This is a genomic window from Hydrogenophaga sp. GW101-3F08 (assembly GCF_059424585.1).
Genome location: NZ_JBWKZP010000002.1, coordinates 407421 through 430543, shown reverse-complemented (window position 1 = coordinate 430543; position 23123 = coordinate 407421). Strand labels below are relative to the sequence as shown.

Below are 23123 nucleotides of genomic sequence, written 5' to 3'. Positions count from 1 at the left end.
GCAGACCCCAGCCGCCTCGCTCCTTCCAAGCAGCAACGCACCACGTCGCGGGCATGCAACCCGCGTGGTGCGTTACCGGGCCGGATCAGCGCTTGCCGCCGCCGTTGCCGCCGCCCTTTCCACCACCGTTGCCGCCCCCGCCATTGCCGGAGTTGCCGCCTTTGCCGCCGTTACCGGAGTTGCCGCCGGCGTTGCCACCGCCGCCCGCATTGGAACCTCCGCCCTTGTTGCCGCTGTTGCCGGCGCCTTGGCCGCCACCGGCATTGCTGTTGCCGCTGTTACCGCCCTTTGCTTTGCTGCCCGCCGTTGCGGGGCGACCGGTGGTGGTCGCGACGGTCAGTCCGTCGGCTTTGTCGGCCCGGTTGGCCGCGCTGACCACGGCGCCCAGGCGCAGGCCCAGGCTGTTGGCGATCTGGCCCCAGCCCATGCCGCTGTCGCGCAGCGCCTGCACATCGCTGGTGGCCAGGGCGAGCTGTGCGGTGGTGGGTTCGGTGATGCCCTGCTGGCTGAGGTTGGCCCGGGCCAGTTGCAGGGCCATCTCTTGCTGTCGCGCAGACACGACGGGATCGACGACGGTCGGCACCGGTTCGACCACCACGGTGACCTGGGCCCAGGCGGCGCCAGCGGCCAGGCCGGCGATGGCCAGCACGAGCGGGCGCAGGGTGTTCAGAGTGTTGATTCGGTGTGGGTTGTTCATGAGGTACTCCATGTGAAAAAAAGCCGAAGTGGATGCTACCCAGGGTAGGCGAGCGGCCCGGTCTCCAGATGTGACAACACGTATCAGCACAACACCGCGCGACCCGCGACACAGGCCAGGCAACAAAACGTAAGCGCGGAAAGAAAGAACGCATTTCAGGCGGATTTAAGGGACGGATCGCATCGTTGCGTCGGCGGTGCGAGGGGCACCTCCGACGGCCGGCTCGGCTTCGGGTCGATGGCGTCATCACAAACACCAATGAGGACACATAGACATGAACCACCCAAACACCTCCCCCACCCGCTCGCCACTGGCCGGACTGCGGTTGCTATCGGCCTCATTGCTCATGGCAGGCCTGGTCGCCTGCGGTGGCGGCAGTGACGGCAGCACCACCGCCACAGCCAAGTCGTACAAGGGCACGGTGACCACCTTCGACAGCCCGCAGAGCTTCAGCGTGGACGGCATCCCGGTCGATGCCAGCGGCTCCAACGCCGTGCCCCAGAACATGGCCAAGGGAACCCGGGTCGAGATTCAGGGCGAGATGGTCAATGGCCGACTGCAGGCACGGCGCGTCGAACTCGACGATGACGACGCGGGCGATGACGCCAATGTCGATCCCAACGAGCTCGATGGCCGTGTGACAGCCTATTCAGGCCCCACCCATTTCAGCGTGGACGGCATCCCTGTCGATGCGAGCGCTGCCCCTACCACGCTGGCCGTCGGGGTGCGCGTCGAGGTGTATGGAACGATGACCAACGGCACCATGGTGGCCAGCCGTGTCAAGCTCGAAGATCAGGACTCTGCCGATGACACCCCGGACGACAGCGACGATGACAGTCCGGACGACGACACCGACGACGACTCCAGCGACGATGACTCGGCCGGTGGCGACGACGACAGTTGCGATGCCGTGGGCAAATCGGACTGTGAAGACGACGGCAAGGACTGATGGAGGCCCGGGCGCAGGGGTTCGGCGCACAACCGCCGAATGCCTGCGCCGCCGGTTCAGGGTTTGATGGTCATGACCCACTCGGCCAGGGTCTTGATGTCGGCCGGGCTCATGCTGGGGTGTGCGGGCATGGGAATGCGGCCCCATTTGCCCTTGGAGCCGTTCTGGATGGACTGCACCAGTGAGGCCACGGCGTCTTTGTCGTCCTTGTATTTTTCGTGCACGGCGCTGTAGGCCGGCCCGACGATCTTTTCCTTGGCCGAGTGGCAGGACAGGCAACCGTTGTTCTTGGCCAGTTCGATGGCGGCGGCCTCGTCCACCGCGTGTGCGGCGCCAGAGGCGAACAGGAGGCCGGAGGTGAGGAGGATGAGAGTGCGCATGTCGATCTCGAAAAACAACAGAAACAAAAAAGGGTGAGGGCTCAAACTCGGCAGAAACCGCCAAGAGCCCCCACCCAGCACACACCAAGGATCCGGCTCCGCCGGTCCAAGGTGTGGTCCCCCCTCAGGGGGGACGCCGCAAAGCGGCGCAGGGGGGAACCTACTTCATCAACTTGAAGGTCCAGACGGAACCGCCCTGTTCGAGGAAGTTGACCTTCTTGGCCACTTCACCACCCCACAGCGGCACCGCGCCACCCCAGCCGGAGACCACGCTCACGTACTGATCGCCGCCTTCGGTCCAGGTGATGGGAGGGGCCACCACGCCGGAGCCGGTCTGGAACTGCCAGACCACCTTGCCGGTCTTGGCATCGGCCGCCTTCAGGTAGCCCTCAGGCGTGCCCCAGAACACCAGGTCGCCCACGGTCAGCACACCACCCCAGAGCGGCGCTTCGTTCTTCACTTCCCACTCGACCTTGCCGGTCTTGGGGTTGATGGCGCGCAGCGAACCGATGTGGTCGTCAAACAGCGGCTTGATGGTGAAACCCGCGCCCAGGTAGGCGGCGCCCTTCTTGTAGGTGATGGGTTCGTTCCAGATCTCCATGCCCCATTCGTTGGTGGGCACGTAGAACAGGCCGGTCTTGGGGCTGTAGGCCATGGGCATCTGGTTCTTGCCGCCCAGGAAGCCGGGCGCCGAGAACACCGGCTTGCCCTTGGCACCATCGCCACCGGCCGCGGTCGGGTCGCCCGGGCGGTTGGCGGGGTCGAAGTTGGGGCGGCCGGTCTTGAGATCTATGCCGGTGGCCCAGGTCACCTTCTTCACGAAGGGGAAGGCGTTGAGCAGCTTGCCGTCGGCCGCATCCAGCACGTAGAAGAAGCCGTTGCGGTCGGCCTTGGCGCCAACGCGTTTGCCGTCCATGTCGAAGGTGATGAACTCGTTCACACCGTCGTAGTCCCAGCCGTCGTTGGGCGTGGTCTGGTAGTGCCACTTGATCTGGCCGGTCTTCACGTCGATGGCGACGGTGGAGGCCGAATACAGGTTGTCGCCCTTGCGCACGTGGCTGTTCCAGGGGCCGGGGTTGCCGGTGCCGAAATAGGCCAGGCCGGTCTTGGGGTCGTAGCTGCCGCCGAGCCAGGTGGCCGCGCCACCGGTCTTCCAGGTCTCGCCGGGCCACGATGCGTTGGTGGTGCCGGTGATGCCGTTTTCCTTGCCGTCCTTGTAGCCCATGTGGCCTTCGACCATGGGGCGCACCCAGACCATCTTGCCGGTCTTGGGGTCGCGCGCTTCCACGCGGCCGACCACGCCGAACTCACCACCGGAGACACCGGTCATGAGCAGGCCTTCGGCGATCAGCGGCGCAGCGGTGTAGCTGTAGCCGGCGGAGTAGTCGTCGATCTTCTCGCGCCACACCACCTTGCCGGTGTCCTGGTCGAGCGCCACCAGCTGGGCGTCCAGCGTGCCGAAGATGACGAGGTTGTCGTACAGCGCGGCGCCGCGGTTGATCACGTCGCAGCAGGGCATGATGCCCTCGGGCAGGCGGTGCTCGTACTTCCAGAGCTTCTTGCCGGTCTTGGTGTCGAGCGCGAAGATGCGCGAGTAGGACGCGGTGACGAACATCTTGCCCTTGTTCACCAGCGGCTGCGCTTCCTGGCCGCGCTGCTTTTCACCACCGAAAGACATGGACCACGCGGGCACCAGCTTGGCGATGGTTTTTTCGTTGATGCCGGTCAGCGACGAATAGCGCTGGCCCTGGGTGCCCAGGCCCCAGCTGAGCACGTTCTCGGGGGTCTTGGCGTCGTCCGCGATCATCGCGTCGGTCACGCCCTGGGCGCCGACATGGGCCGTGGCGGCCATGACCAAAAGGCTCAATAGAGTGCGTTTCACTGGTTTGTCTCCTGCTCGTTCGTGAGGTTGATGGGCTGGCGTGCCCGGCCGTTCGTGAACTCCCGACCCTCCGGTCTGTGGGTTGCACGGGCATCAAGGGGGCAACTTCTGTGCCACGCCGCGCCCAAGCCTTTCTCGCGTTTTTTGAGCGCCTTTTCCGCGTCTTTTTGCGACGGTTTCAAGGGTATTCCCTAGGCCTGAGTGGGGGTTGGCGCGCAGAACTGCGCCAGCCACTGTTCCCCCGCCTGCATCGGGGCCGTGACACTGTTCAGAAATGTGGCAGCCGCATGGTCAGGCTGCAACAGCCCGCGGGCGCCCCGGGCACCCGCGCCAGGCCTCAGCGGCCAGGCGCCGGGCCGGCCAGGGCGCGCTGCTCGTAGCGCGGGTACCACTGGCTCAGGCTGCGGTGCAGCTCGGCCGGTTGCGCGGCCCAGCGCGCGAAGCGCTCGGGCACCGGCGTGCGCAGCACCTCGCCCAGGTCGAGCCCGCGCTCGGCGCTGGTCTGCATCAGCACGGTGAGCCACCGCAGCCAGTCGCGCGTCTGCCGCACACCGGCCAGCCCGCTGTGCACCGGGCCGTGGCTGGGCACCACGGTTTTCACCCGACCGCTGGTGATGAGCTGTTCCAGCACATCCAGGCTGGCGAGCCAGCGTTCAAAGTCGGCGTGCGGCGTGGTGGGCACGCGTTCAGCGAACACCAGGCCGCCGGCGAACAGCACACCGGTGTGGTGGTCGAGCAGCACGAGGTCGTCGGCGGTATGTCCCTGCAGGCGCATCAGCTCCAGCCGGTGCTGGCCGAGCGGCAGGGTCTGCGGTGGCACCGACTCGCGCGCTGGGCTGGACTCGGTGCCGCGCATCCAGTCGCCACAGAGGCGGTAAAGGTTGTCGGCGTAGGCGCCGCCTTCGGCCTGCATGCCGGCGATGCTGCCGGGCAGCGCCTGCGTGGGCCGGTCGGCCCAGGCCTGGTTGCCAAAGAAGTAGTCGGGGTGCAGGTTCAGGCTCAGCACGCGCTGCACCGGCTCGCGCGTGAGGCGCTCAATGGCGCGGCGCTGCTGCTCGCCGTACAGGCGCGACGGGCCGGTGTTGATCACCACCACGCCCGCGCTGGTGGTGATGAAGGCGGTGTTGATGATGTTGCAGCCGTTGGCGCGGCTGAAGTCCTGCACGGCCCCTTCGATCACCCAGGTGCCTTCGGCGATCTGGCGGGGCCGCAGGTCGTAGTTGAAGGTGGCGGCGTCAGGCATCGATACCGGCGGAGGCACCGGGATGGCTTGGGCCTGCACAGCGACTGAAAGCACGCAGGCGGCGACACACAGCAGTCGCTTCACGCCCCCACCTCGGCATCAATCCGGTTGCCGTTGTTGTCGCGCCCCACCAGCCGCAAGCCGCTCACCGCCTGTGGCGGCAGCTCAAACGTGATGAGCGGGTTTTCCGACACCGGCTCGTGCAGCTCCAGCTTCCACCAGACCTGGCCCGCGCCGTCCACCAGTTGCAGCTCTTCGATGTAGAAGGCCGGGATGCCGGCCACCAGGCCCGTATCCATCGGGTGCATCACGCGCACGCGCAGGCGGCGGCTGCCTTCGAGCACGTTGTTGAAAAAGCGCGCCTGCACCTGACCCAGGGTCTGGCTCCAGGAGCCATCGGCCCGCGTGGCGCCGGGCACCGTGCAGCCCCCGCCCGCCGCCTGCACCCAGGTGCTGCCCACGTGCCACTGGCCGTCCTGGGTCTGCACGAAGGCGCGCACCGGCGAGGCCTGCTCCATGCGGATGCGAAAGGCCAGCATGGGCAGCGCGCGCAGCGGTTCGAAGTCCAGCACCTGGCGCACCGGGTTGCGGTCCACCGCCACGCGGATGCGCGCGACACCGCCGCCCACCGCGCTGAGCCCGCGCGCGTCCACCAGCAGCGGCACGTTCATCGCATCGTCGGCAAAGGCCGGGCCCTTGACGATCACCGCGTCAGAGAATTTAGCGGTGGCTTTGCCGATGGTCTGCTCGCGCAGGCTGGGGTACTGCATGGAACCCAGCGGGTCGCCACCGGTGGGGTCGTCCTGCGCGCGCAGCCCAGGCCAGCAGGCCAGGCCCGCGCCGCCCACGAGAAGATCACGCCGGGTGGTCATCTCCTCGTCCAGCCGCGTTGCGGGTCGTAGCCCCACAAGGCCGCTACAAAAAACACGGCACTGCAGCCCAGCACCACCGCCCACGACAGCCCCGAGAACTGCCCCACCATGGCGTAGCGCATGACCTCCACCGCGTGGGTGAAGGGGTTCCACTCCGCGAGCTTGAGCAGCCACCACGCGCCCGACTCTTCCAGCTTCCACAGCGGGTACAGCGCCGGGCTGATGAAGAACATCGGGAAGATCACGAAGTTCATGGTGCCGGCGAAGTTCTCCAGCTGCTTCACGTACACCGAGAGCATCAGCCCCAGCGCGGCCAGCAACGTGGCGCCGCTGGCCATGGCCAGCAGCAGGCCCGGCAGATTCAACAGCGGCACCTCCACGCCAAAGGCCCAGGCGATGGCCAGGAACACCCCCATCTGCAGCACCGACAGGCAGGTGCCCGCCAGCAGCTTGAAGGCCAGCAGCCAGCCGCGCGCCAGCGGCGCGGTGAGCAGCAGGCGCATCACGCCCATCTCGCGGTCGTACACCATCGAAAGCGAACTCTGCATGCCGTTGAACAGCGCCACCATGCCCAAGAGGCCGGGCACCATGTAGGCCTTGTATTCGATGTAGGTCTCGTAGGGCGGCTGAATCGCCACGCCAAACACGTTGTTGAAACCGGCGGAGAACACCACGAACCACAGCAGCGGGCGCACCAGCGCCGAGCCCAGGCGCGTGGGCTGGCGCAGAAAGCGGTTGAGCTCGCGGCCCACCACCGCGCGCAGCGCGCGCAGCAGGTGCAGCGCCAGCGGCGGCGCCACGGGCAGGCCCGGCGGGGGCATGGTCAGCGGTTCTTGCACGCGCTCTCCTGTTCGTCCACGCCGAGTGTGTCCAACACGTCCGTGCGGTGCAACACGCCGTCGAGCGGCGCCAGGCCGGCCACGCCGTCCACGTGGCTCACGAACACCGGCTGGCGCAGCTGGCCGTCCCAGGCGCGAAACGAGAGCTTGCGGCCCTTGAAGCCGTCGAGCATGACCGAGCCCCCACGCAGCGCCTTGAGCTGCTGCGCCAGCGGGGCCTTGGGCGCGTCCACCAGCACGGTCGCCACCGCGCGGCCGGCCATCCAGGCGGCCCAGTCGTGGCCCTGCATGGGGCGCTGCGCGAGCTTGTGGAAGCGGCGGCTGAGCTGCGGCCCGCCATACCGCTCCCACTGCGGGTGCCAGGCCGCGGCCACCAAGCCACTGGCGCCCACCACCGGGCGCGGCCACTGGGTGGCGTAGGGCAGCAGGCGCGCGAACTCGCCGTCGCTGTCCATCACCGCCACGAATTCGTGCTCGCGCTCGCCGGTGAGCAGGCGCGTGTTGCCCAGGTCGCGTTCGCGCGGGTCACCGGTGAGCTTGAAAGGCTTGTGCTGCGTGATCTTGATCCCGTAGCGCTTGGCCGAGCGGTTGAAGGCATCGGCCTGCAGCGCGTCGCCCGGCAGCGGGCCCTGCAACACCAGCGCCTTGCGCCAGTTGCGCGCGGCCAGGTACTGCGCCAGCGCGTCCGACAGCATGGCGCGGCTGGGCAGCGTGTGCAGCAGGTGGGCGGCGCACTGCTGCGCGCGCAGGCCGTCGTCGTCCAGCCCGGTGTTGAACACGATGGCGCCGCCCAACGCGGCGGGCGCGGCCTGCACCAGTTGCCGCAGCTCGGCCAGCGGCAGGTCGGCCACCAGGTGCTGCACCTTCGCTGCTTTCAACTCGGCCAGCGCCTGGGGCAGCGCGGCGGCGTTGGGCAGCACCACGTCCTTCACCACCAGCTCCAGCCCGGCCGCGTCCAGCTCAAACGCCGAGTCCTCGGCCGCGAGCTTCACCCCATCCATCGCCCGCCCCGTGGGATGCCCCGGATAGGCCCGCTCCATGCGGCGCGGCGCGTGGCGCGGGTCGCCGTCCAGCGACACCACGGCGATGGTGACTTTGGTCGCGGCGAAGGAAGGCAAGGCAAGCAAGCCCGAAACGCCCAACAACGCCAACCCGGCGGCGCGCCACAGACCAGAACCGAGAATGCCGCGGAACCGACTTGTGGATTCGACCCTGCGAGGTTCTATCCGTTCGCCCTGAGCCCGTCGAAGGGCAACGACCGGCTCAGCCCGAACGGACATTTGCACTTTGTCGGGCCGGACCAAAACCCAGCGATGGGGGTGGTTCATTTGCTGACAAGGATGGTGTGGGGTACGCGGCCAGCCGGCACCGTCTTCAGCGCCTTGCCCGAAGCCGCGTCGATCAGCGTCATGTCGTCCGACAGGCCGTTGGCCACGTACAGGGTCTTGCCGTTCGGGTGCATGGTCAGGCCCCAGGCGCGTTTCCCCACCAGCACCTGGTGCTTCACCGCCTTGCTCGCCACGTCCACCTCGGCCACGTGGTTGGCCCGGCCCAGGCCGACCCACATGCTTTTGCCGTCCGGGCTGAGCGCCATGCCCACGGGGGTGATGTCGGTCTCGCGCATGCCCTTCACCACGAACTTGATCTTCTGCTTTTCGGTGTGGGTCTTGGTGTCGACCACGCTCACCGTGGCGTCGAGTTCGTTGCTCACCCACAGCTCGGCGCCACCGGCGGCGAGCATGAAACGGCGCGGGCGTTTGCCCACCTGGATGTTCTTCGTGACCTTCTTCGTGCCCAGGTCGATCACGTGGACCAGGTTGGCCACCTCGGAGGTCACGTAGGCGGTCTTGCCGTCGGGCGTGACCAGCACACCCTCGGGCTCACCGCCGGTCTTCACCTCGAACAACGGCTTCCTGCCGGCGATGTCGTAGGCCGCCACCACGTTCTCGTCTTCGATCGACACGTAGACGGTCTTGCCGTCGGGGCTGAGGGCGAACATCTCGGGGCTGTCGCCCAGCGGCACCGTGCCGCTCAGCTTGCCGCTGGCCACGTCCACCACGCCCATGGCGTTGCTGTCGCCACAGATCACCAGGATCTGCTGGCCGCCGGCGCCGAACGCCATGTCGCGCGGGCGCTTGCACACCTCGACGGCGCCGGTGCGCTCGCCCTGGGCGTCGAACACATACAGCTTGTTGTCCTTCTCGCTGGACACGTACACCCGGCCCTGGGCCAGGGCGGCCACCGATGCGGCACCGCACACGGCCCCCAGGGCCAGCAGGCGCAGCGCGCGGTGAACGGACGAGGCGGACGAAGGACGCAAGGGTCTTGGCACGGGGTGTCTCCGGAATTGTTGTGTGGCGATGCCCGGTGCTCGCGCGGCACCTGGGGCACCGGTGTGCAAATTCGGTGCCAGCGCCGCATGGGAATGGAAATTGCCTGCTCGGTGCCCAAACACCCGCGCAAACCCCACGCGGCTACGGACAAACCCTGAGACAACCGGCCCATTGCCATGACCCCACTGCCCCACGCTGCGCCCGACTGTTCCAGTCTGGAACACCCCCCCGTGACACGCCGGCGCTGGCTCGGCTGGAGCCTGGCGCTGGCGGCATCGCCCGCCCTGCCCCTGCGGGCCCAGCCCGGCGCCCAACCCTGGCCCAGCCGGCCCCTGCAGCTCATCGTGCCCTGGCCCGCGGGCGGCCAGACCGACCTCACCCTGCGCGTGCTGTGCGAAGAAGCCGCGCCGCTGCTGGGCCAGCCCATCGTGGTGATCAACAAGCCCGGCGCCGCCGGCACCCACGTGGCGCCGCTGCTCAAGGCCGCCGAGCCCGACGGCCACACCATCGGCCAGGTGCCGATCACGGTCTACCGCCACGCGCTCATGAACACCGTGCCCTGGGACCCGGTGGCCGACCTCGCGCCCATCGTGCAGGTGTCGAGCGTGAGCTTCGGTCTGCTGGTGCCCGCGAACAGCCCCTGGAAAAGCGCCACCGAGATGATCGACTGGGCCATCCAGCACCCGGGCGAGCTGATCCTGGGCTCCACCGGCGTCGGCACCACCGCCCACCTGGCGATGGAAGACATCCTGCTGCAGCACAACGTGCGCTACGTGCACGTGCCCTACAAAGGCACGGCCGACCAGATGCTCGCGATCGCCGGGGCGCAGATCATGGCCGGCGTCAACTCCACCGGCTTCGCGCCCTGGGTGGATCGCGGCCAGATGCGCCTGCTCGCCACCTTCAACGCCGCGCGCAACCCCCGCTGGCCCGACGCGCCCACCATGCGCGAGCTGGGCTACCCGCAGGCGGTCTACACCTCGCCCTGGGGCCTGGCCGCACCCGCGGGCACGCCGCCAGCGGTGGTCCAGAAGCTGCACGACGCCTTCCGCACCGCCATGTTCAGCGAACGCCACACCAGCGCGCTCGCCAAGTACGATCAGGCGCTGGACTACCTCAACACCCGCGACTACCGCCAGGCCGTGCTGGCCACGGTGGAGCACGAGAAGAAACTGCTCGCACGCATGAACCTGCTCGCCAAGCCAGCCTGACCGGCGCCCCAACCCGGCCCCGCGCATGACCGACCCCACACCGCTGCTCGCCGACAACCTGCACAAGAGCTACGGCAGCAAGCCCGCGCTCAAGGGCGTGAGCGTGAGCCTGAAGGCGGGCGAGATGGTCGCCCTGCTCGGCCCCAACGGCGCGGGCAAGTCCACCCTGCTGCAACTGCTCACCGGCCTCTTCAGCCCCGACCAGGGCCGCATCGTGGTGCTGGGCCACGACATGCAACGCCACCCCAGCCGCGCGCTCGCGGCGCTGGGCGTGGTGTTCCAGCAGACCGCGCTCGACATGGACCTCTCGGTGCAGGCCAACCTGCTGTTCCACACCGACCTGCATGGCCTGCCCCGCGCCACCGCGCGCCAGCGCATCGCCGCCGGGCTGACCGCCATGGGCCTGGCCGACCAGGCCAAGGCCGCGGTGCGCAGCCTCTCGGGCGGCACGCGGCGCAAGGTGGAGCTGGTGCGCGCCCTGCTGCACGAACCGGCTGTGTTGCTGATGGACGAAGCCACCGTGGGCCTGGACCCGGGCTCGCGCCAGCACCTGCTCGACACCGTGCGCGGCCTGTGCCACACCCGCGGCATGGCCGTGCTCTGGGCCACCCACCTGATCGAAGAAGCCAAGGTGGCCGACCGCCTGGTGCTGCTGCACCAGGGCACGGTGCGCTTCGACGGCGCCATCGACGCCTTCATGCAGGCCTCGCAGGGCGCGGACTTCCAGACCGAAGTGCTGCGCGCGCTGGAGAAGCCGGGGCTTTGAACCCACGGATTCAGCGCAGAGAATCCCTCACCGTTCGGGCGGCCAATCCACCAAAGGCGTAACTCGCCGTCACGCCCCTGCGCCACCCAACCAGGCGCTGACCTTTGCGGGCTTCAGCCGGGAGACACCGCCCCCTGCGCGGCCCGATCTTCGGCGTCCAGCTCCGCCATCTCGGCCTCGCTGAACACCCGCGATCGCGTGTGAAACGCCTTGCCCTCCGGCCCTTCGAGCGAGAAGGTGCCGCCGTGGCCCTCGATCACGTCGATGATGAGCTGGGTGTGGCGCCAGTACGCGTACTGCGCCTTGCCGATGTAGAACGGGCAACCGCCGACATCGCCCAGGTACACGTCGCCCGCGCCCATGGTGATCTCGCCCGGCAGGTAGCAGTTGGCCGCGCTGTTGTCGCAGCAGCCACCCGACTGGTGAAACATGAGCTCGGGGCCGTGTTTGGTCTTGAGGAATTCAATCAGCTCGACCGCGGCCGGTGTGGCGATGACTTTTTCAACCATGTCTGTCTCCTTGTGGTGATGCCCAGCGAATCAGAAACGGAAAAGCGCCGGAGCGGCATGCCAGCTCCGGCGCGAAATGTCAGAACCCAGAACGCGGCGGAACTGGCTTTGCCAGGCCGCTCGCGTTGCCCCCTTGAGGGGGTGACGCGCCGCAGGCGCGGCGCGGGGGTAGGTCAAAAGAACCCGAGCTTGTTCTCGCTGTAGCTCACCAGCAGGTTCTTCGTCTGCTGGTAGTGGTCCAGCATCATCTTGTGCGTCTCGCGGCCAATGCCCGACTCCTTGTAGCCACCGAACGCAGCGTGTGCCGGGTAGGCGTGGTAGCAGTTGGTCCACACACGGCCCGCCTTGATGGCGCGGCCCATGCGGTAGGCCACGTTGCCGTTGCGGCTCCACACACCGGCGCCCAGGCCGTACAGCGTGTCGTTCGCAATGGCCAGGGCTTCGGCTTCGTCCTTGAACGTGGTCACGGCCAGCACCGGGCCGAAGATCTCTTCCTGGAAGATGCGCATCTTGTTGTGGCCCTTGAACAGCGTGGGCTGCACGTAGTAGCCGCCTTCCAGATCGCCGCCCAGGTGGGCCTGGCCGCCACCGATCAGCACCTCGGCGCCTTCGGCCTTGCCCAGCTCCAGGTACGACAGGATCTTGGTCAGCTGTTCCTTGGAAGCCTGTGCGCCCATCATGCTTTCCGAGTCGAGCGGGTTGGCCTGCTGGATGGCGGCCACGCGCTTGAGCACGCGCTCCATGAACCTGTCGTAGATGCTTTCCTGGATCAGCGCGCGGCTCGGGCAGGTGCAGACCTCGCCCTGGTTGAACGCGAACAGCACCAGGCCTTCAACGCACTTGTCGAGGAAGGCATCGTCCTTGTCCATGATGTCGGCGAAGAACACGTTGGGCGATTTGCCGCCCAGTTCCAGCGTGGCCGGGATCAGGTTGTTGGCCGCAGCCTGCGCGATCACGCGGCCCGTGGTGGTGGAGCCGGTGAACGCAATCTTGGCGATGCGCTTGCTCTGCGCCAGCGGCATGCCGGCTTCGCGGCCGAAACCGTTCACGATGTTCAGCACGCCCGGGGGCAGCAGGTCGGCGATCAACTCGGCCAGGATCAGGATGGAGATCGGGGTGGACTCTGCAGGCTTGAGCACCACGCAGTTGCCGGCGCCCAGAGCAGGCGCCAGTTTCCAGGCCGCCATCAGGATCGGGAAGTTCCAGGGAATGATCTGACCCACCACGCCCAGCGGTTCCTGGATGTGGTACGCCACCGTGTTCTCGTCGATGTTGGACAGGGCGCCTTCCTGGGCGCGCACGCAGCCAGCGAAGTAGCGGAAATGGTCCACGGTGAGCGGGATGTCGGCGTTCAGCGTCTCGCGGATCGCCTTGCCGTTGTCCACCGTCTCGGCGTAGGCCAGCAGCTCCAGGTTCTGCTCGATGCGGTCGGCGATCTTCAGCAGGATGTTGCTGCGCGTGGCGGCGTCCGTCTTGCCCCAGGCGTCGGCGGCGGCGTGCGCGGCGTCCAGCGCGAGTTCGATGTCTTCGGCGGTGGAGCGCGCGGCCTGCGTGTAGACCTGGCCGCTCACGGGCGTGATCACGTCAAAGTACTGGCCCTTGCACGGCACGACCCATTTGCCGCCGATGAAGTTGTCGTAGCGCGGTTTGTAGGCGATTTTGGCGCCGGCGGCGCCGGGAGCTGCGTAAATCATGTGTGTCTTCCTCTGTGAAGGTGGATGAAAGTGTTGTCAGCCGAAGGGGCTGCCTTCACTGCCACAACTTCCGTGCCACCCCCACAAAGCGGTTCAAACTGAGATTTGCGCCCGTTTTTTGCCCATGGGCACCTCACAGCTGTGCCATTGCTGCACACCCGCCCCCAACCTGTACCACCCTGGTACGGAAGCCCAGTACATATGTTGAAAGCCGGCAAGCAAAGGCCCCGCCCCGGCGCCTGGCCCCCCCCCCACAGGCCACGCTCAAACCAGCGGCCGGATCACCCCGACAGCCCCACCACCAGCGCCGCGGCCGCCATGTGCGCGCTGGCGGCCTCGCCCACGCGGGCCGCGAACGGGTGCGGCGCAAAGCCCACCCAATGGCCCCCGCCGGCCAGGGCCAACACCACCTCATCGCGCTGCGTGCCCGCGGCCACACGTTCCACCGTGCCGTGCAACACACACTCTTCCCCCACCGCGCCGTCGCCCCGCTGCCCGGCCACCGGCGCCATCACCCGTACCGCCGTGGCCTTGCACAGCACCAGCACCTCCAGCCCCGGCGCCAGGCCCAGCAGATCGGCGCTTTCGCGGGTGATGCTCGACGTCAACTGCTCGCCGCCCGCGGTCTGCATGCGCACCCACACGGCCGGATCGCCCGGCGCCGCGGGCTCCACCGCCACCACGCGACACGGCAGCTGGTTGCGCATGCTGGTGCGCAGGCCCAGGCCGCTGGCCAGTTGCGCGCCGCCGGCGAAACGCGCCAGCACAGCGTCGCGCGCGCGGGCCAGCTCATCGGCCAGCTGCAGCAGCTGCAAGCCCTGCGCCGTGATGCGCGCGCCGCCCCCACCCGCCCCGCCCACCGTGCGCTCCACCAGCGGCACACCGCCGAGGTTGGTGAGCGTGTCGATGGCCTGCCACGCCGCCTTGTAGCTGATGCCCGCATCGCGCGCGGCCTGCGAGATGGAGCCCGACTCACCGACGCGGCGCAGCACCTCCAGGCGCTTGTCGCTGATGGCGTGGCCTAGGGCTTCGGGGAGGGTCGGGTTGGGCTGATCGGTCATGCGCGGATTGCTCCACAGAACCACAGAACAATTACGGCGTATGCCCTATTACCTTCAAAAAACCCGCCTGTCAGATTTGCAGTTGAGCCTATGCCAACTGAATCTCCCCGGGATTCGTGGAGGCCGGTTGAGCTCATGCGCACCGCAGGTGAAAATTTAATTGTGCTGCTCATAGCTCATCCTCTCTGTGAGTTGAGCTTCCTCAAAACCCGGGGCGGTTCAGTCTAGCTACCACGCCGCCGCTGAAGCTGAGCTTGGAGTTCCGCAATCTGCCGCTTGAGTGCAGCATTTTCCTTCTCGGCTTTCCGATCCACCCCAATTTCGTCAAGCGATTCGCTAATCATCTGGAGGGTTCTATGCTCCCTCCCACTGGAAAAGGCTTCGCGCTCATAGCGCCGGACGATCGCATTTTCAAGCCCTCGCTCCCCTTGCTGGCTAGCATTACGCAGCATCTTTTCTCGCAGCTTCCGCATCAAACTGCCACGCTTGGCAAATGGCAAGGAGCGCTCGGCTGAACCTCGCACTAACCGCAGCACAGTTCGTTCGAAATCGCCGGAAAAATTGGTTCGTCGTTCATCAAAAAGGAATGACTTCATGGCCGAAAGACCCAACGTGACCGACGGCATCATCGAAAGCAAATACACGACAGCAGAGACCGTGGCGACAATCTGGCTTTCCCCGCTCGCATTGAATCGTTCCTCGACAGCGATAAGGCGCTTGGCTGAGCTAACCAACAAGCAGGACGCTGCAGGATCTTGCTCTCGAATCTTTTCGATATAGCTCACCAGAGTCACATATAGCTGAGCATCGCGCCGCGACTTGTCCGCCCAATATGGATCGTCATGACCATGATCGGCATCACGTGGCTCCATCAGGAAGCCTTGCACCTCCCTCTCCAATTCGAGGTATGCTAAGCCGTGCGGAGGGAGCTTTTTAATCGAGTAATCCCCAAGCAAAGTTTCTGCAACGCGCCGCCAATCGTACTCCGTGTTGCCGATGAACATGCGAATATAATCGCGCCAAGCGCTAATTCGCGCCTTTTCTTGCGCCATTAGTTCAGCAAATGAACGGACAAATGCATTGCCAATCAAGTGCAACCGCTCCTCCACCGTCCCTGGAATCCAGTGCCGAACTTGATAAAAATCGTGGTTAGCGATGAACGCATGTCTCGCCACTTCTTCGAGCACAGGTTCAGCAACGAGAACTGTCCCGCCCAGCTGTTTCCATTTCTTGACCAGGGCAACGACGCCCTCATGCTCAGGTTCGCCCTCGCCGAACAGTGAAAGGACCACATCGGTGTCGAGCAATAGGCGCGTTCGACCCAACAGCCGCTCAATGGCGATTGCACTTGTATGTTCTAGCCCAAGCGCACATGCTGTCATGAAGTTCGCCGCGATTCTCACCAGCCAGTCTGCTGCCGGCCCAGTTCTGTCAGCGAATAGGTCTTTAACAGCCTGTTCGAGCTCTGCTCGTCTCCCTGCGTGACTGGAGGTTTCTGCAACCGCAGAGGCTAACTCGTTTAGGAACGAAAGACGGGGTGCGTGCGCAGCCAACGCATTAGCGGTTTGCCGTTCTTCACCTAAAAGCTCACAGACCTCTGCAACAACCGATTCGCCGCGAGAGGTGAAGTAATGTGCCATCCTCTCTTCAAAGACACCCCATATTCGCGCAAAGTCATCCTCGACCAAATTGGCAGAGAGACTAGATTCAATTGAATCCCGTACCGCTTGTCGCAAAGCCAAAAGACGATCCACGCCAGCCTCTCTACGCCGAGCAACATCCGCTCTGCCTAGATCAGTGACCGTCAACACGACACCAGATATTGAGAGAAGCCCCTGCTGACGGAGTACCTCAATATGTGGCCGGACGGCCTCCTCGGAAATATTTCGATGGAGGCGCAACGACTCCGAAAGGGTTTTGCACGCCATTGCAAGCGTCCTTGGCGATCCGTCGGAAAAAATATCGAGAAGACCGTTCTTGTAGACCTCCTTTCGGATAGAGTCCGACGTATCGTCCGCGGTTGAAACGAGTGCGAGTCGGAGCCCGCGAAGCTCAGTGTTTTCGCTTGGCTCTTCGGATATAACGCGAAGCACATTGGCGATCTCAGCGCCGTAGTGCCTCTCAACGATTTCAGGATGGTCGGCCGCAATTTCGGCTAATTGTCCCGAGCCCATGCAAGTGATATCAAAGATAGCCTCAGATTCCGCTCGAAGCTGCGCCTCATACTTTGCTCGACTATGCTCGCTGAGGCGGTTACTCAAGCAGAAGTACAGGCGCTTGATACCTCGCGTGGTTGATGTAATCCGCGCGAGATCATCGAGGACTTTGATGTCGATGTCATCGCGCAGCGACGACAGCACGTAAAGCCCCTGCGCAGACCCGAAGCCGACACCGTCTCGCCCCAAGTCCCAACTCGCTGAAGTTCCAATTACGGTAGCCCCACCTTCGAGAGCCGACACAAGAGAGTTACATGCCGCCTCAAATCGAGGATCGCTCGTTTCAGCGTTAAAAACCTTCTCAACCACGACTTTGAAGTATGGGGACGGGGCTTCTGTAGGCATGCTTACTCCTCTATTTGTCCGTTGCAACCCGTGGCGGTTTGTGCTGGACGAATACGACCGTTTTCGGACGCGCTCACGTCCTTTTTGGCAGAACGGTGAAGCGACAATGCTACTCCACCAACACGAACCAGTGCGCAGGGCAGCAGCGGCGTGGAGCCACCAATCTCACACCCGACTGCGAGCCCTTCAACAAAGCCACCGCCATCCAGTCACTCCCACCTGACCCACAAAAACACCGGCTACACTCGCTATTCCATTTAGGGATAACGAGTCCCCGCCGTCTTCCCCGCACCGATCCGAGGTTCCCATGCCCAAGCCCGTTCGCCCGCTCGCCGCCCTGCTCTTCGCCACCCTAGCCCACAGCGCCGCCCAGGCCGCCGAAGCCCAGGTGGCTGTGGCGGCCAACTTTGCCGAGCCGATCAAGGCGATTGCCGCCGTGCTGGAAAAAACCACCGGCCACACGCTGAAGATCACGCTGGGCTCCACCGGCAAGCTCTACGCGCAGATCCGGAACGGCGCGCCGTTTGACGTGCTGCTGGCGGCCGACACCAAGACGCCCGAGGCGCTGGAAAAGGACGGCCTGGCCCAGCCCGGCAGCCGTTTCACCTACGCCACCGGCAAGCTGGTGCTGTGGTCGGCCGACGCGAGCAAGGTGGACGCCCAGGGCGAGGTGCTCAAGAGCGCCGGCCTGCGCAAGCTGGCGTACGCGGCACCCAAGGTGGCGCCCTACGGCGCCGCTGCGGTGCAGGCCATGGACAAGCTGGGCCTGGCCGCCGCGCTCGCGCCCAAGCTGGTGCAGGGCGAGAGCATTGGCCAGACCTTCAGCTTCGTCTACACCGGCAACGCCGACGTGGGCTTTGTCGCGCTGTCGCAGGTGCTCGAAGGCGGCAAGCTCAAGAGCGGTTCGATGTGGGTGGTTCCACAAATGCTGTACAGCCCCATCCGGCAAGACGCGGTGGTGCTGCGCAAGGCGGCCGGCAACGAGGCCGCGCAGGCCTTGGTGAAGCTGCTGCAAAGCCCGAACGTCAAAGACCTGATCCGCTCCTACGGCTATGGCATTTGAAGGGCCCGCCCGACCATGTTGCTGACCGCGTCCGACCTGCAGGCGATCTGGCTCACGCTCCAGGTGGCCACGCTCACCACGGTGATCCTCGCGCTCATCGGCACGCCCCTGGCGTGGTGGCTGGCGCGCACGCGCTCGTGGCTGAAGACGCCGCTGGGCACGCTGGTGGCGCTGCCCATCGTGTTGCCGCCGTCGGTGCTGGGGTTTTACCTGCTGGTGGCCATGGGGCCGAACGGGCCGGTGGGGCACTGGACGGCGTCGTGGGGGCTCGGCTATCTGCCGTTCACCTTCCCGGGCCTGGTGGTGGCCTCGGTGTTTTATTCGCTGCCTTTCATGGTGCAGCCGGTGCACAACGCCATGGAGGCGATGGGCGCGCGCCCGCTGGAGGTGGCGGCGAGCCTGCGGGCTTCGCGGCTTGACACGTTTTTCAGCGTGGTGCTGCCGCTGTGCCGGCCCGGGCTGGTCACGGGCGCGATCATGAGCTTTGCCCACACGGTGGGCGAGTTCGGCGTGGTGCTCATGGTGGGCGGCAACATCCCGGGCGTGACGCGCGTGGTGTCGGTGCAGATCTACGACCACGTGGAGGCTATGGAGTACGGCGACGCGCACCGCCTGGCCGCGGTGATGCTGGGCTTTTCTTTCGTGTGCCTGCTGGCCCTGCAGCTGTACAACAACCGCCACAAGCGGCGCGCCGCATGACGCTTGCAACACCCGACACCGCCGCCGGGCTGCACATGACGGCCCGCCTGCAACGGGCCGACTTCGCGCTCGACGTGGACCTGCGCTTGCCGGGCAAGGGCCTGACCGCCCTGCTCGGCCCGTCGGGCTCGGGCAAGACCACCTGCCTGCGCGTGCTCGCCGGGCTGGAGCCGCAGGCGCAGGGCTCGGTGAGCGTGCTGGGCGAGGTGTGGCAAGACAGCGCGCGGCGCATCTTCCGGCCGGTGCACCAGCGGGCCATTGGCTATGTGTTCCAGGAAGCCAGCCTGTTTGAGCACCTGAACGTCAAAGACAACCTGCAATTCGGTTTCAAGCGCACGCCGGTGGGCGAGCGCCAGCATGGCTGGGACCACGGCCTGGCGCTGCTGGGCATTGGCCACCTGCTGCAGCGCATGCCGCACGAGCTCTCGGGCGGCGAGCGCCAGCGCGTGGCCATGGCCCGCGCGCTGGCCACCAGCCCGCGCGTGCTGCTGATGGACGAGCCCCTGGCCGCGCTGGACGCGGCGCGCAAGGCCGAGATCCTGCCCTGGCTGGAACAGCTGCACGAGCGGCTGGACATTCCGGTGGTGTACGTGACGCACTCGGCCGACGAAGTGGCCCGCCTGGCCGACCACGTGGTGCTGCTGGAGCAAGGCCGGGTGCTGGCGCACGGCCCGGTGGCCGAACTCATGACGCGGCCCGACCTGCCGCTGGCCCACGGCGACAGCGCCGCCGCGCTGATCGACGCCGTCACCTGCGGCCTGCAGAGCGACAGCGGCCTGTGCGAACTGCGCTTCGACGGCGGCACGCTGCTGCTGCCGCAGACCCGCAGCACGCCGCTGCCGGACCGCACCCCCGTGCGCGTGCGCATCCAGGCGCGCGACGTGAGCCTGTCGCTGGTGATGCCCGAGCAGACCAGCGTGCTCAACATCCTGAGCGCCAGCGTGACCGACCTCGCCGACGACGGCCCGGGCCAGGTGCTGGTAGGGCTGCGCGTGGCCGGGGCCGGCGGCGGCACGCGCCTGCTGTCCCGCATCAGCCGGCTGTCTTGCGAGCGGCTGGGCATCGCGCCCGGCCTGCCGGTCTACGCCCAGATCAAGGGCGTGGCGATGGTGCGTTAGAAGCTAAAAACGGTCGGGCCGGAAGGCTTCGAGCGGGATGGACGGCGCCTGCCCCGCCAGCAGTTGGGCCACCAGATGCCCGGTGGCAGCACTTTGCGTCAGGCCCAGGTGCCCGTGGCCGAAGGCGTACACCACCCGCCGGCTGGCCTTGGCGTGGCCGATGACGGGCAAAGAATCGGGCAACGAGGGGCGGTAGCCCATCCACTGCGTGCCGCCCTCGGTGCGCAGCCCCGGCAGCAGGCGCGAAGCCTTGCCCAGCATGTGGGTCGATCGCGCGAAGTTGGGCGGCAGTTTCAGGCCACCGAGTTCCACCGCGCCGCCGACGCGGATGCCGGTCGACAGCGGGGTGACCACAAAACCGTGCGAGCCGAAGATGATCTGGCGTCGGAGGTCGAACGCGCCGGGCGGCAGCGTGGTGTTGTAGCCGCGCTCGGTTTCCAGCGGAACCGCGTCGCCCAGCTGGGCCGCGAGCTGGCGCGACCAGGCCCCGGTGGCGATCACGGCCTGTTTCGCACGGACGGCGCTGCCCTGCGCGAATTGCAGGTCCACACCATCGTCGTGCACGGCGATGGACCGGACTTCCGCCTGGCGCCACGCGGCGCCCGCCTGCAGCACATGGCGCCCCAGGGCCGAGGCCACCTCGAACGGGTCGCTCACGGTCTCCCAATGCGGCACAAAGGTGCCGGCGGTGATGGAGCCGGCCAAGCCCGGTTGCAGCTCCCGCAGCCGCTCGCCTTTCACGTGCTCGAAGGCGATGCCGGCTTCGGCGCGCAGCTGCCAACCCGCGAGGTTGGCGCGGAATTCCGCATCGCCTTCGTACACCTGCAAAGAACCGTCCTGGCGGATCATGTGCGAGGCCCGCGCGCGCGCCAGCATGGCGTGAAACGCGGGCGCGGCGAGGCGCATCAGCTGCGTCTGGGCCTGCAGGCTCGCCCGGTAGGCCGACGGCCGGCTGGCCAGCCCAAAGCGCCACAGCCAGGGCAGCATCTGCAGCGCGTAGCCCGGGCGGATGGCGAGCGGGCCGAGCGGGTCGAGCAGCCAGCGCGGCGCCTGCCGCAGGATGCGCGGCGAGGCCAGGGGCAGGATGTCGGAAAACGCCAGCGCGCCGGCGTTCTGGGCGCTGGTTTCCTGGGCAATGCCCTTGCGGTCGATCAGCAGCACCGAGCGGCCCTGGGCCACCAGGTGCATCGCCACCGACAGGCCGATGATGCCGGCGCCCACCACCGCCACGTCGGCGCTGGCGGGCGCCGGGTTGTTGGCTGAGGTCATGCGTCTGACGAAGTCAGCGCGCCGCGCGGAACGCCGCGGGCAGCAAGGGATCGGCCGGGTCGGCGATCAGCCGCGCTTCGGCCGTGACGTAGGCGCGGCCCGTGATGCTGGGGATGACGCCGTGTTCCGTGGCCTGGTAGCTGGCCTCGAAGCGGCTGCCGATCACGCTTTCCTGCACCCAGGTGTCGCCCGGCTGCAGCTTGCTGGCCGCGGCCAGGCAGGCCAGCTTGGCGCTGGTGCCGGTGCCGCAAGGCGAGCGGTCGTAGGCACCGCCGGGGCATAGCACGAAGTTGCGGCTGTGGGCGTCGGCGGCGTGGGCCGGGCCGAAGAATTCGATGTGATCGATCTCGGCGCCGTCTCGACCGGTGATGCCTTGGCGCACCAGCGTCGCCTTCACGGCCTCGGCCTGGCGGCTGAGTTCGGCGATGTGCGCCACCGTCAGCTCACACGGCGTGCTGTGGCACAGGAAGAACCAGTTGCCGCCCCAGGCCACGTCGCCCACGACACGCCCCAGGCCGGGCACGTCGATGGCCACGTCGCGCCGGAACACATGGCTTTCGACGTTCTGGATCGTCACCTCGTTGGCGGACCGGAGGTCCACGCTCACCACCCCCACCGGCGTCTCGAAACGGTGCACGCCCGGGCCGATGCGCCCCATGTGGGCGAGCGTGACGGCGGCGCCAATCGTGCCGTGGCCACACATGCCCAGGTAGCCGGTGTTGTTGAAGAAGATCAGCCCGGCGGCGCAACCGCTGTCCACCGGTTCGCAGAGCAAGGCGCCGACCACCGCGTCGTACCCGCGCGGTTCGTTGGCCGCCAGCACGCGGTAGTGGTCAAAGTCGCGGGCAAAGAGGGCTTTGCGCTCGCTCAAGGGGCCGTTGCCCAGCGGCGGCCCACCGGCCACCACCAGGCGCGTGGGTTCCCCTTCGGTGTGGGAGTCGATGACCTGCATGTCGATGATGGCCATGGTCAGTCCTGCTCCTTCCAGCTGGCGTACCAGCGTTTGAAGATGTGCAACTGGAGGGTCGCGTAGTTCTTCTGGCTCTCCGAAAGCGCATCGCTGGGGTTGAAGTGCAAGGCGTATTGGCGATGCCCTTGAAGCACCATGAGGAACTTGAAATACAGCACCAGGTCGTGGCCCTCGTCAAACGACGACAGCACCGCCAACGCCGCCTCCAGCTCCTGCGCGCGCTGGCGCGCGAGCACGTCACCGCGGGCCGCCTGCTCGCACAGGGCGACCAGGTGCAGCACCTCGTGCGGCAGCACGTTGCCGATCCCGGTGATGGCGCCCCTGGCACCGCAGTTGACGAAACCATGGAACACCTGGGTGTCCACGCCGACCATCAGCGTCAGCGACGGGTCGCGCGCGGTGATGTGCTCGGCCGCGTAGCGCAAGGAAGCGGCGCCACCGAACTCCTTGAAACCGACCAGGTGGGGGAAACGCGATTGCACGTCAAAAAACAACTCGGCCCGGGTTTCGTAGCCGTAGTAGGGGCTGTTGTAGATCACGCTGGGCAGGTCCACCGCGGCGGTCAGGACGTCGGCAAAGTGGGCGCGCTGCGCGGCGGCCGACCCGGTGCGCGACAGCACGCGGGGAATGATCATCAAGCCTTTGGCACCGCAGGCCTTGGCGTGCGCGGCCAGGGCGCAGGCGCGGGCCGTGTTCTGCGCGCCGGTGCCCACGATCACGGGCAGGCCCGCGCGCACCAGCCGCTCCACGCCTTCCATGCGCTGCTCGTCGCTCAGCAGGGGCCAGTCGCCCATGGACCCGCAGTACACCAGGGCCGACATGCCGGCTTCGATGAGGTTGCGGCCGGTCTTCACCAGTGCATCGAAATCGGGTTGCCGGTCGGGCGTGCAAGGGGTCATCAAGGCGGGGATCGTGCCGCTGAAGATATTCCGTTTCATGGGTGGGAGGCTCCGTTCAAGGGACTGTTAAGCTGCCGGCAGTCTCGCAGTTCGGGCGCTCCACGTCTT

Annotated in this window: 21 protein-coding genes; 6 read left to right on the top strand and 15 right to left on the bottom strand. The window is 66.8% G+C overall.

Features of this window, described 5'->3' with window-relative positions:
- Positions 1-85: 85 nt before the first annotated feature.
- Positions 86-697 carry a hypothetical protein gene (locus AC07YZ_RS07640; RefSeq protein ID WP_226493762.1) on the bottom strand — a complete coding sequence of 204 codons (612 nt, stop codon included), beginning with the start codon at positions 695-697 and terminating at the stop codon, positions 86-88.
- Between the two features lie 274 nt (positions 698-971).
- Here AC07YZ_RS07640 and AC07YZ_RS07635 point away from each other — a divergent pair, with 274 nt between their 5' ends.
- Positions 972-1646 (top strand): DUF5666 domain-containing protein, encoded by a 675-nt coding sequence (locus AC07YZ_RS07635; protein WP_494794317.1) that lies wholly within the window; start codon positions 972-974, stop codon positions 1644-1646.
- Between the two features lie 56 nt (positions 1647-1702).
- On the opposite strand, the gene AC07YZ_RS07630 is transcribed toward AC07YZ_RS07635, so the two are convergent.
- The 7 genes from AC07YZ_RS07630 to AC07YZ_RS07600 all read right to left on the bottom strand — a co-directional run bounded on the left by AC07YZ_RS07630 (position 1703) and on the right by AC07YZ_RS07600 (position 9194).
- Positions 1703-2026 (bottom strand): c-type cytochrome, encoded by a 324-nt coding sequence (locus tag AC07YZ_RS07630; RefSeq protein WP_226493764.1) that lies wholly within the window; start codon positions 2024-2026, stop codon positions 1703-1705.
- Positions 2027-2186: 160 nt separating this feature from the next.
- Positions 2187-3878, bottom strand: coding sequence for a PQQ-dependent methanol/ethanol family dehydrogenase (locus tag AC07YZ_RS07625; protein ID WP_226494782.1), 1692 nt, complete (start codon positions 3876-3878; stop codon positions 2187-2189).
- Positions 3879-4245: 367 nt separating this feature from the next.
- Positions 4246-5151 carry a quinoprotein relay system zinc metallohydrolase 1 gene (locus AC07YZ_RS07620; protein ID WP_494794316.1) on the bottom strand — a complete coding sequence of 302 codons (906 nt, stop codon included), beginning with the start codon at positions 5149-5151 and terminating at the stop codon, positions 4246-4248.
- Positions 5152-5231: 80 nt separating this feature from the next.
- The gene (locus AC07YZ_RS07615) at positions 5232-6023 is read right to left on the bottom strand and encodes a quinoprotein dehydrogenase-associated SoxYZ-like carrier (protein ID WP_494794315.1); all 792 of its coding nucleotides are present in this window, start codon (positions 6021-6023) and stop codon (positions 5232-5234) included.
- Positions 6020-6844 carry an ABC transporter permease gene (locus tag AC07YZ_RS07610; protein WP_494794565.1) on the bottom strand — a complete coding sequence of 275 codons (825 nt, stop codon included), beginning with the start codon at positions 6842-6844 and terminating at the stop codon, positions 6020-6022. The genes AC07YZ_RS07615 and AC07YZ_RS07610 overlap by 4 nt, the downstream gene beginning before the upstream one ends.
- A gap of 2 nt (positions 6845-6846) precedes the next feature.
- Positions 6847-7989 (bottom strand): ABC transporter substrate-binding protein, encoded by a 1143-nt coding sequence (locus tag AC07YZ_RS07605; protein WP_494794314.1) that lies wholly within the window; start codon positions 7987-7989, stop codon positions 6847-6849.
- Positions 7990-8186: 197 nt separating this feature from the next.
- Positions 8187-9194: a PQQ-dependent catabolism-associated beta-propeller protein gene (locus tag AC07YZ_RS07600; RefSeq protein ID WP_494794313.1), complete on the bottom strand. Its 1008-nt coding sequence runs from the start codon at positions 9192-9194 to the stop codon at positions 8187-8189.
- Between the two features lie 177 nt (positions 9195-9371).
- Here AC07YZ_RS07600 and AC07YZ_RS07595 point away from each other — a divergent pair, with 177 nt between their 5' ends.
- Both AC07YZ_RS07595 and AC07YZ_RS07590 read left to right on the top strand, forming a co-directional pair.
- On the top strand, positions 9372-10406 hold the full coding sequence (locus AC07YZ_RS07595; RefSeq protein WP_494794312.1) for a Bug family tripartite tricarboxylate transporter substrate binding protein: 1035 nt from the start codon (positions 9372-9374) through the stop codon (positions 10404-10406).
- 25 nt (positions 10407-10431) lie between these two features.
- The gene (locus tag AC07YZ_RS07590; RefSeq protein ID WP_494794311.1) at positions 10432-11172 is read left to right on the top strand and encodes an ATP-binding cassette domain-containing protein; all 741 of its coding nucleotides are present in this window, start codon (positions 10432-10434) and stop codon (positions 11170-11172) included.
- Positions 11173-11285: 113 nt separating this feature from the next.
- Here AC07YZ_RS07590 and AC07YZ_RS07585 read toward each other — a convergent pair whose 3' ends face one another.
- The 4 genes from AC07YZ_RS07585 to AC07YZ_RS07570 all read right to left on the bottom strand — a co-directional run bounded on the left by AC07YZ_RS07585 (position 11286) and on the right by AC07YZ_RS07570 (position 16997).
- A complete protein-coding gene (locus tag AC07YZ_RS07585; protein WP_494794310.1) occupies positions 11286-11681 on the bottom strand; it encodes a DUF779 domain-containing protein in 396 nt (131 codons plus the stop codon).
- 173 nt (positions 11682-11854) lie between these two features.
- The gene (gene exaC, locus AC07YZ_RS07580; protein ID WP_068167173.1) at positions 11855-13375 is read right to left on the bottom strand and encodes an acetaldehyde dehydrogenase ExaC; all 1521 of its coding nucleotides are present in this window, start codon (positions 13373-13375) and stop codon (positions 11855-11857) included.
- 281 nt (positions 13376-13656) lie between these two features.
- Entirely contained in the window at positions 13657-14436 is a 780-nt protein-coding gene (locus AC07YZ_RS07575) for a TOBE domain-containing protein (protein ID WP_494794309.1), read from the bottom strand.
- Between the two features lie 224 nt (positions 14437-14660).
- Positions 14661-16997, bottom strand: a complete 2337-nt coding sequence (locus AC07YZ_RS07570; protein ID WP_494794308.1) for a hypothetical protein — start codon at positions 16995-16997, stop codon at positions 14661-14663.
- Positions 16998-17304: 307 nt separating this feature from the next.
- On the opposite strand from AC07YZ_RS07570, the gene modA reads away from it, so the two are divergent.
- Genes modA through modC form a run of 3 tightly spaced genes read left to right on the top strand, consistent with a single transcriptional unit; the run spans position 17305 to position 19877 of the window.
- The gene (gene modA, locus AC07YZ_RS07565; protein WP_494794307.1) at positions 17305-18060 is read left to right on the top strand and encodes a molybdate ABC transporter substrate-binding protein; all 756 of its coding nucleotides are present in this window, start codon (positions 17305-17307) and stop codon (positions 18058-18060) included.
- A 15-nt stretch (positions 18061-18075) separates the two neighbouring features.
- Positions 18076-18759, top strand: a complete 684-nt coding sequence (gene modB / locus AC07YZ_RS07560) for a molybdate ABC transporter permease subunit (protein ID WP_494794306.1) — start codon at positions 18076-18078, stop codon at positions 18757-18759.
- Positions 18756-19877 (top strand): molybdenum ABC transporter ATP-binding protein, encoded by a 1122-nt coding sequence (gene modC / locus AC07YZ_RS07555; protein WP_494794305.1) that lies wholly within the window; start codon positions 18756-18758, stop codon positions 19875-19877. Before modB ends, modC begins: the two co-directional genes overlap by 4 nt.
- Positions 19878-19880: 3 nt before the next feature.
- Here modC and AC07YZ_RS07550 read toward each other — a convergent pair whose 3' ends face one another.
- The 3 genes from AC07YZ_RS07550 to AC07YZ_RS07540 are packed head-to-tail and all read right to left on the bottom strand — an operon-like array spanning position 19881 to position 23054.
- Positions 19881-21146: an NAD(P)/FAD-dependent oxidoreductase gene (locus AC07YZ_RS07550; protein ID WP_494794304.1), complete on the bottom strand. Its 1266-nt coding sequence runs from the start codon at positions 21144-21146 to the stop codon at positions 19881-19883.
- A gap of 13 nt (positions 21147-21159) precedes the next feature.
- The gene (locus AC07YZ_RS07545; protein WP_494794564.1) at positions 21160-22107 is read right to left on the bottom strand and encodes a 4-hydroxyproline epimerase; all 948 of its coding nucleotides are present in this window, start codon (positions 22105-22107) and stop codon (positions 21160-21162) included.
- A gap of 8 nt (positions 22108-22115) precedes the next feature.
- Positions 22116-23054 (bottom strand): dihydrodipicolinate synthase family protein, encoded by a 939-nt coding sequence (locus tag AC07YZ_RS07540; RefSeq protein ID WP_494794303.1) that lies wholly within the window; start codon positions 23052-23054, stop codon positions 22116-22118.
- Positions 23055-23123: the final 69 nt, after the last annotated feature.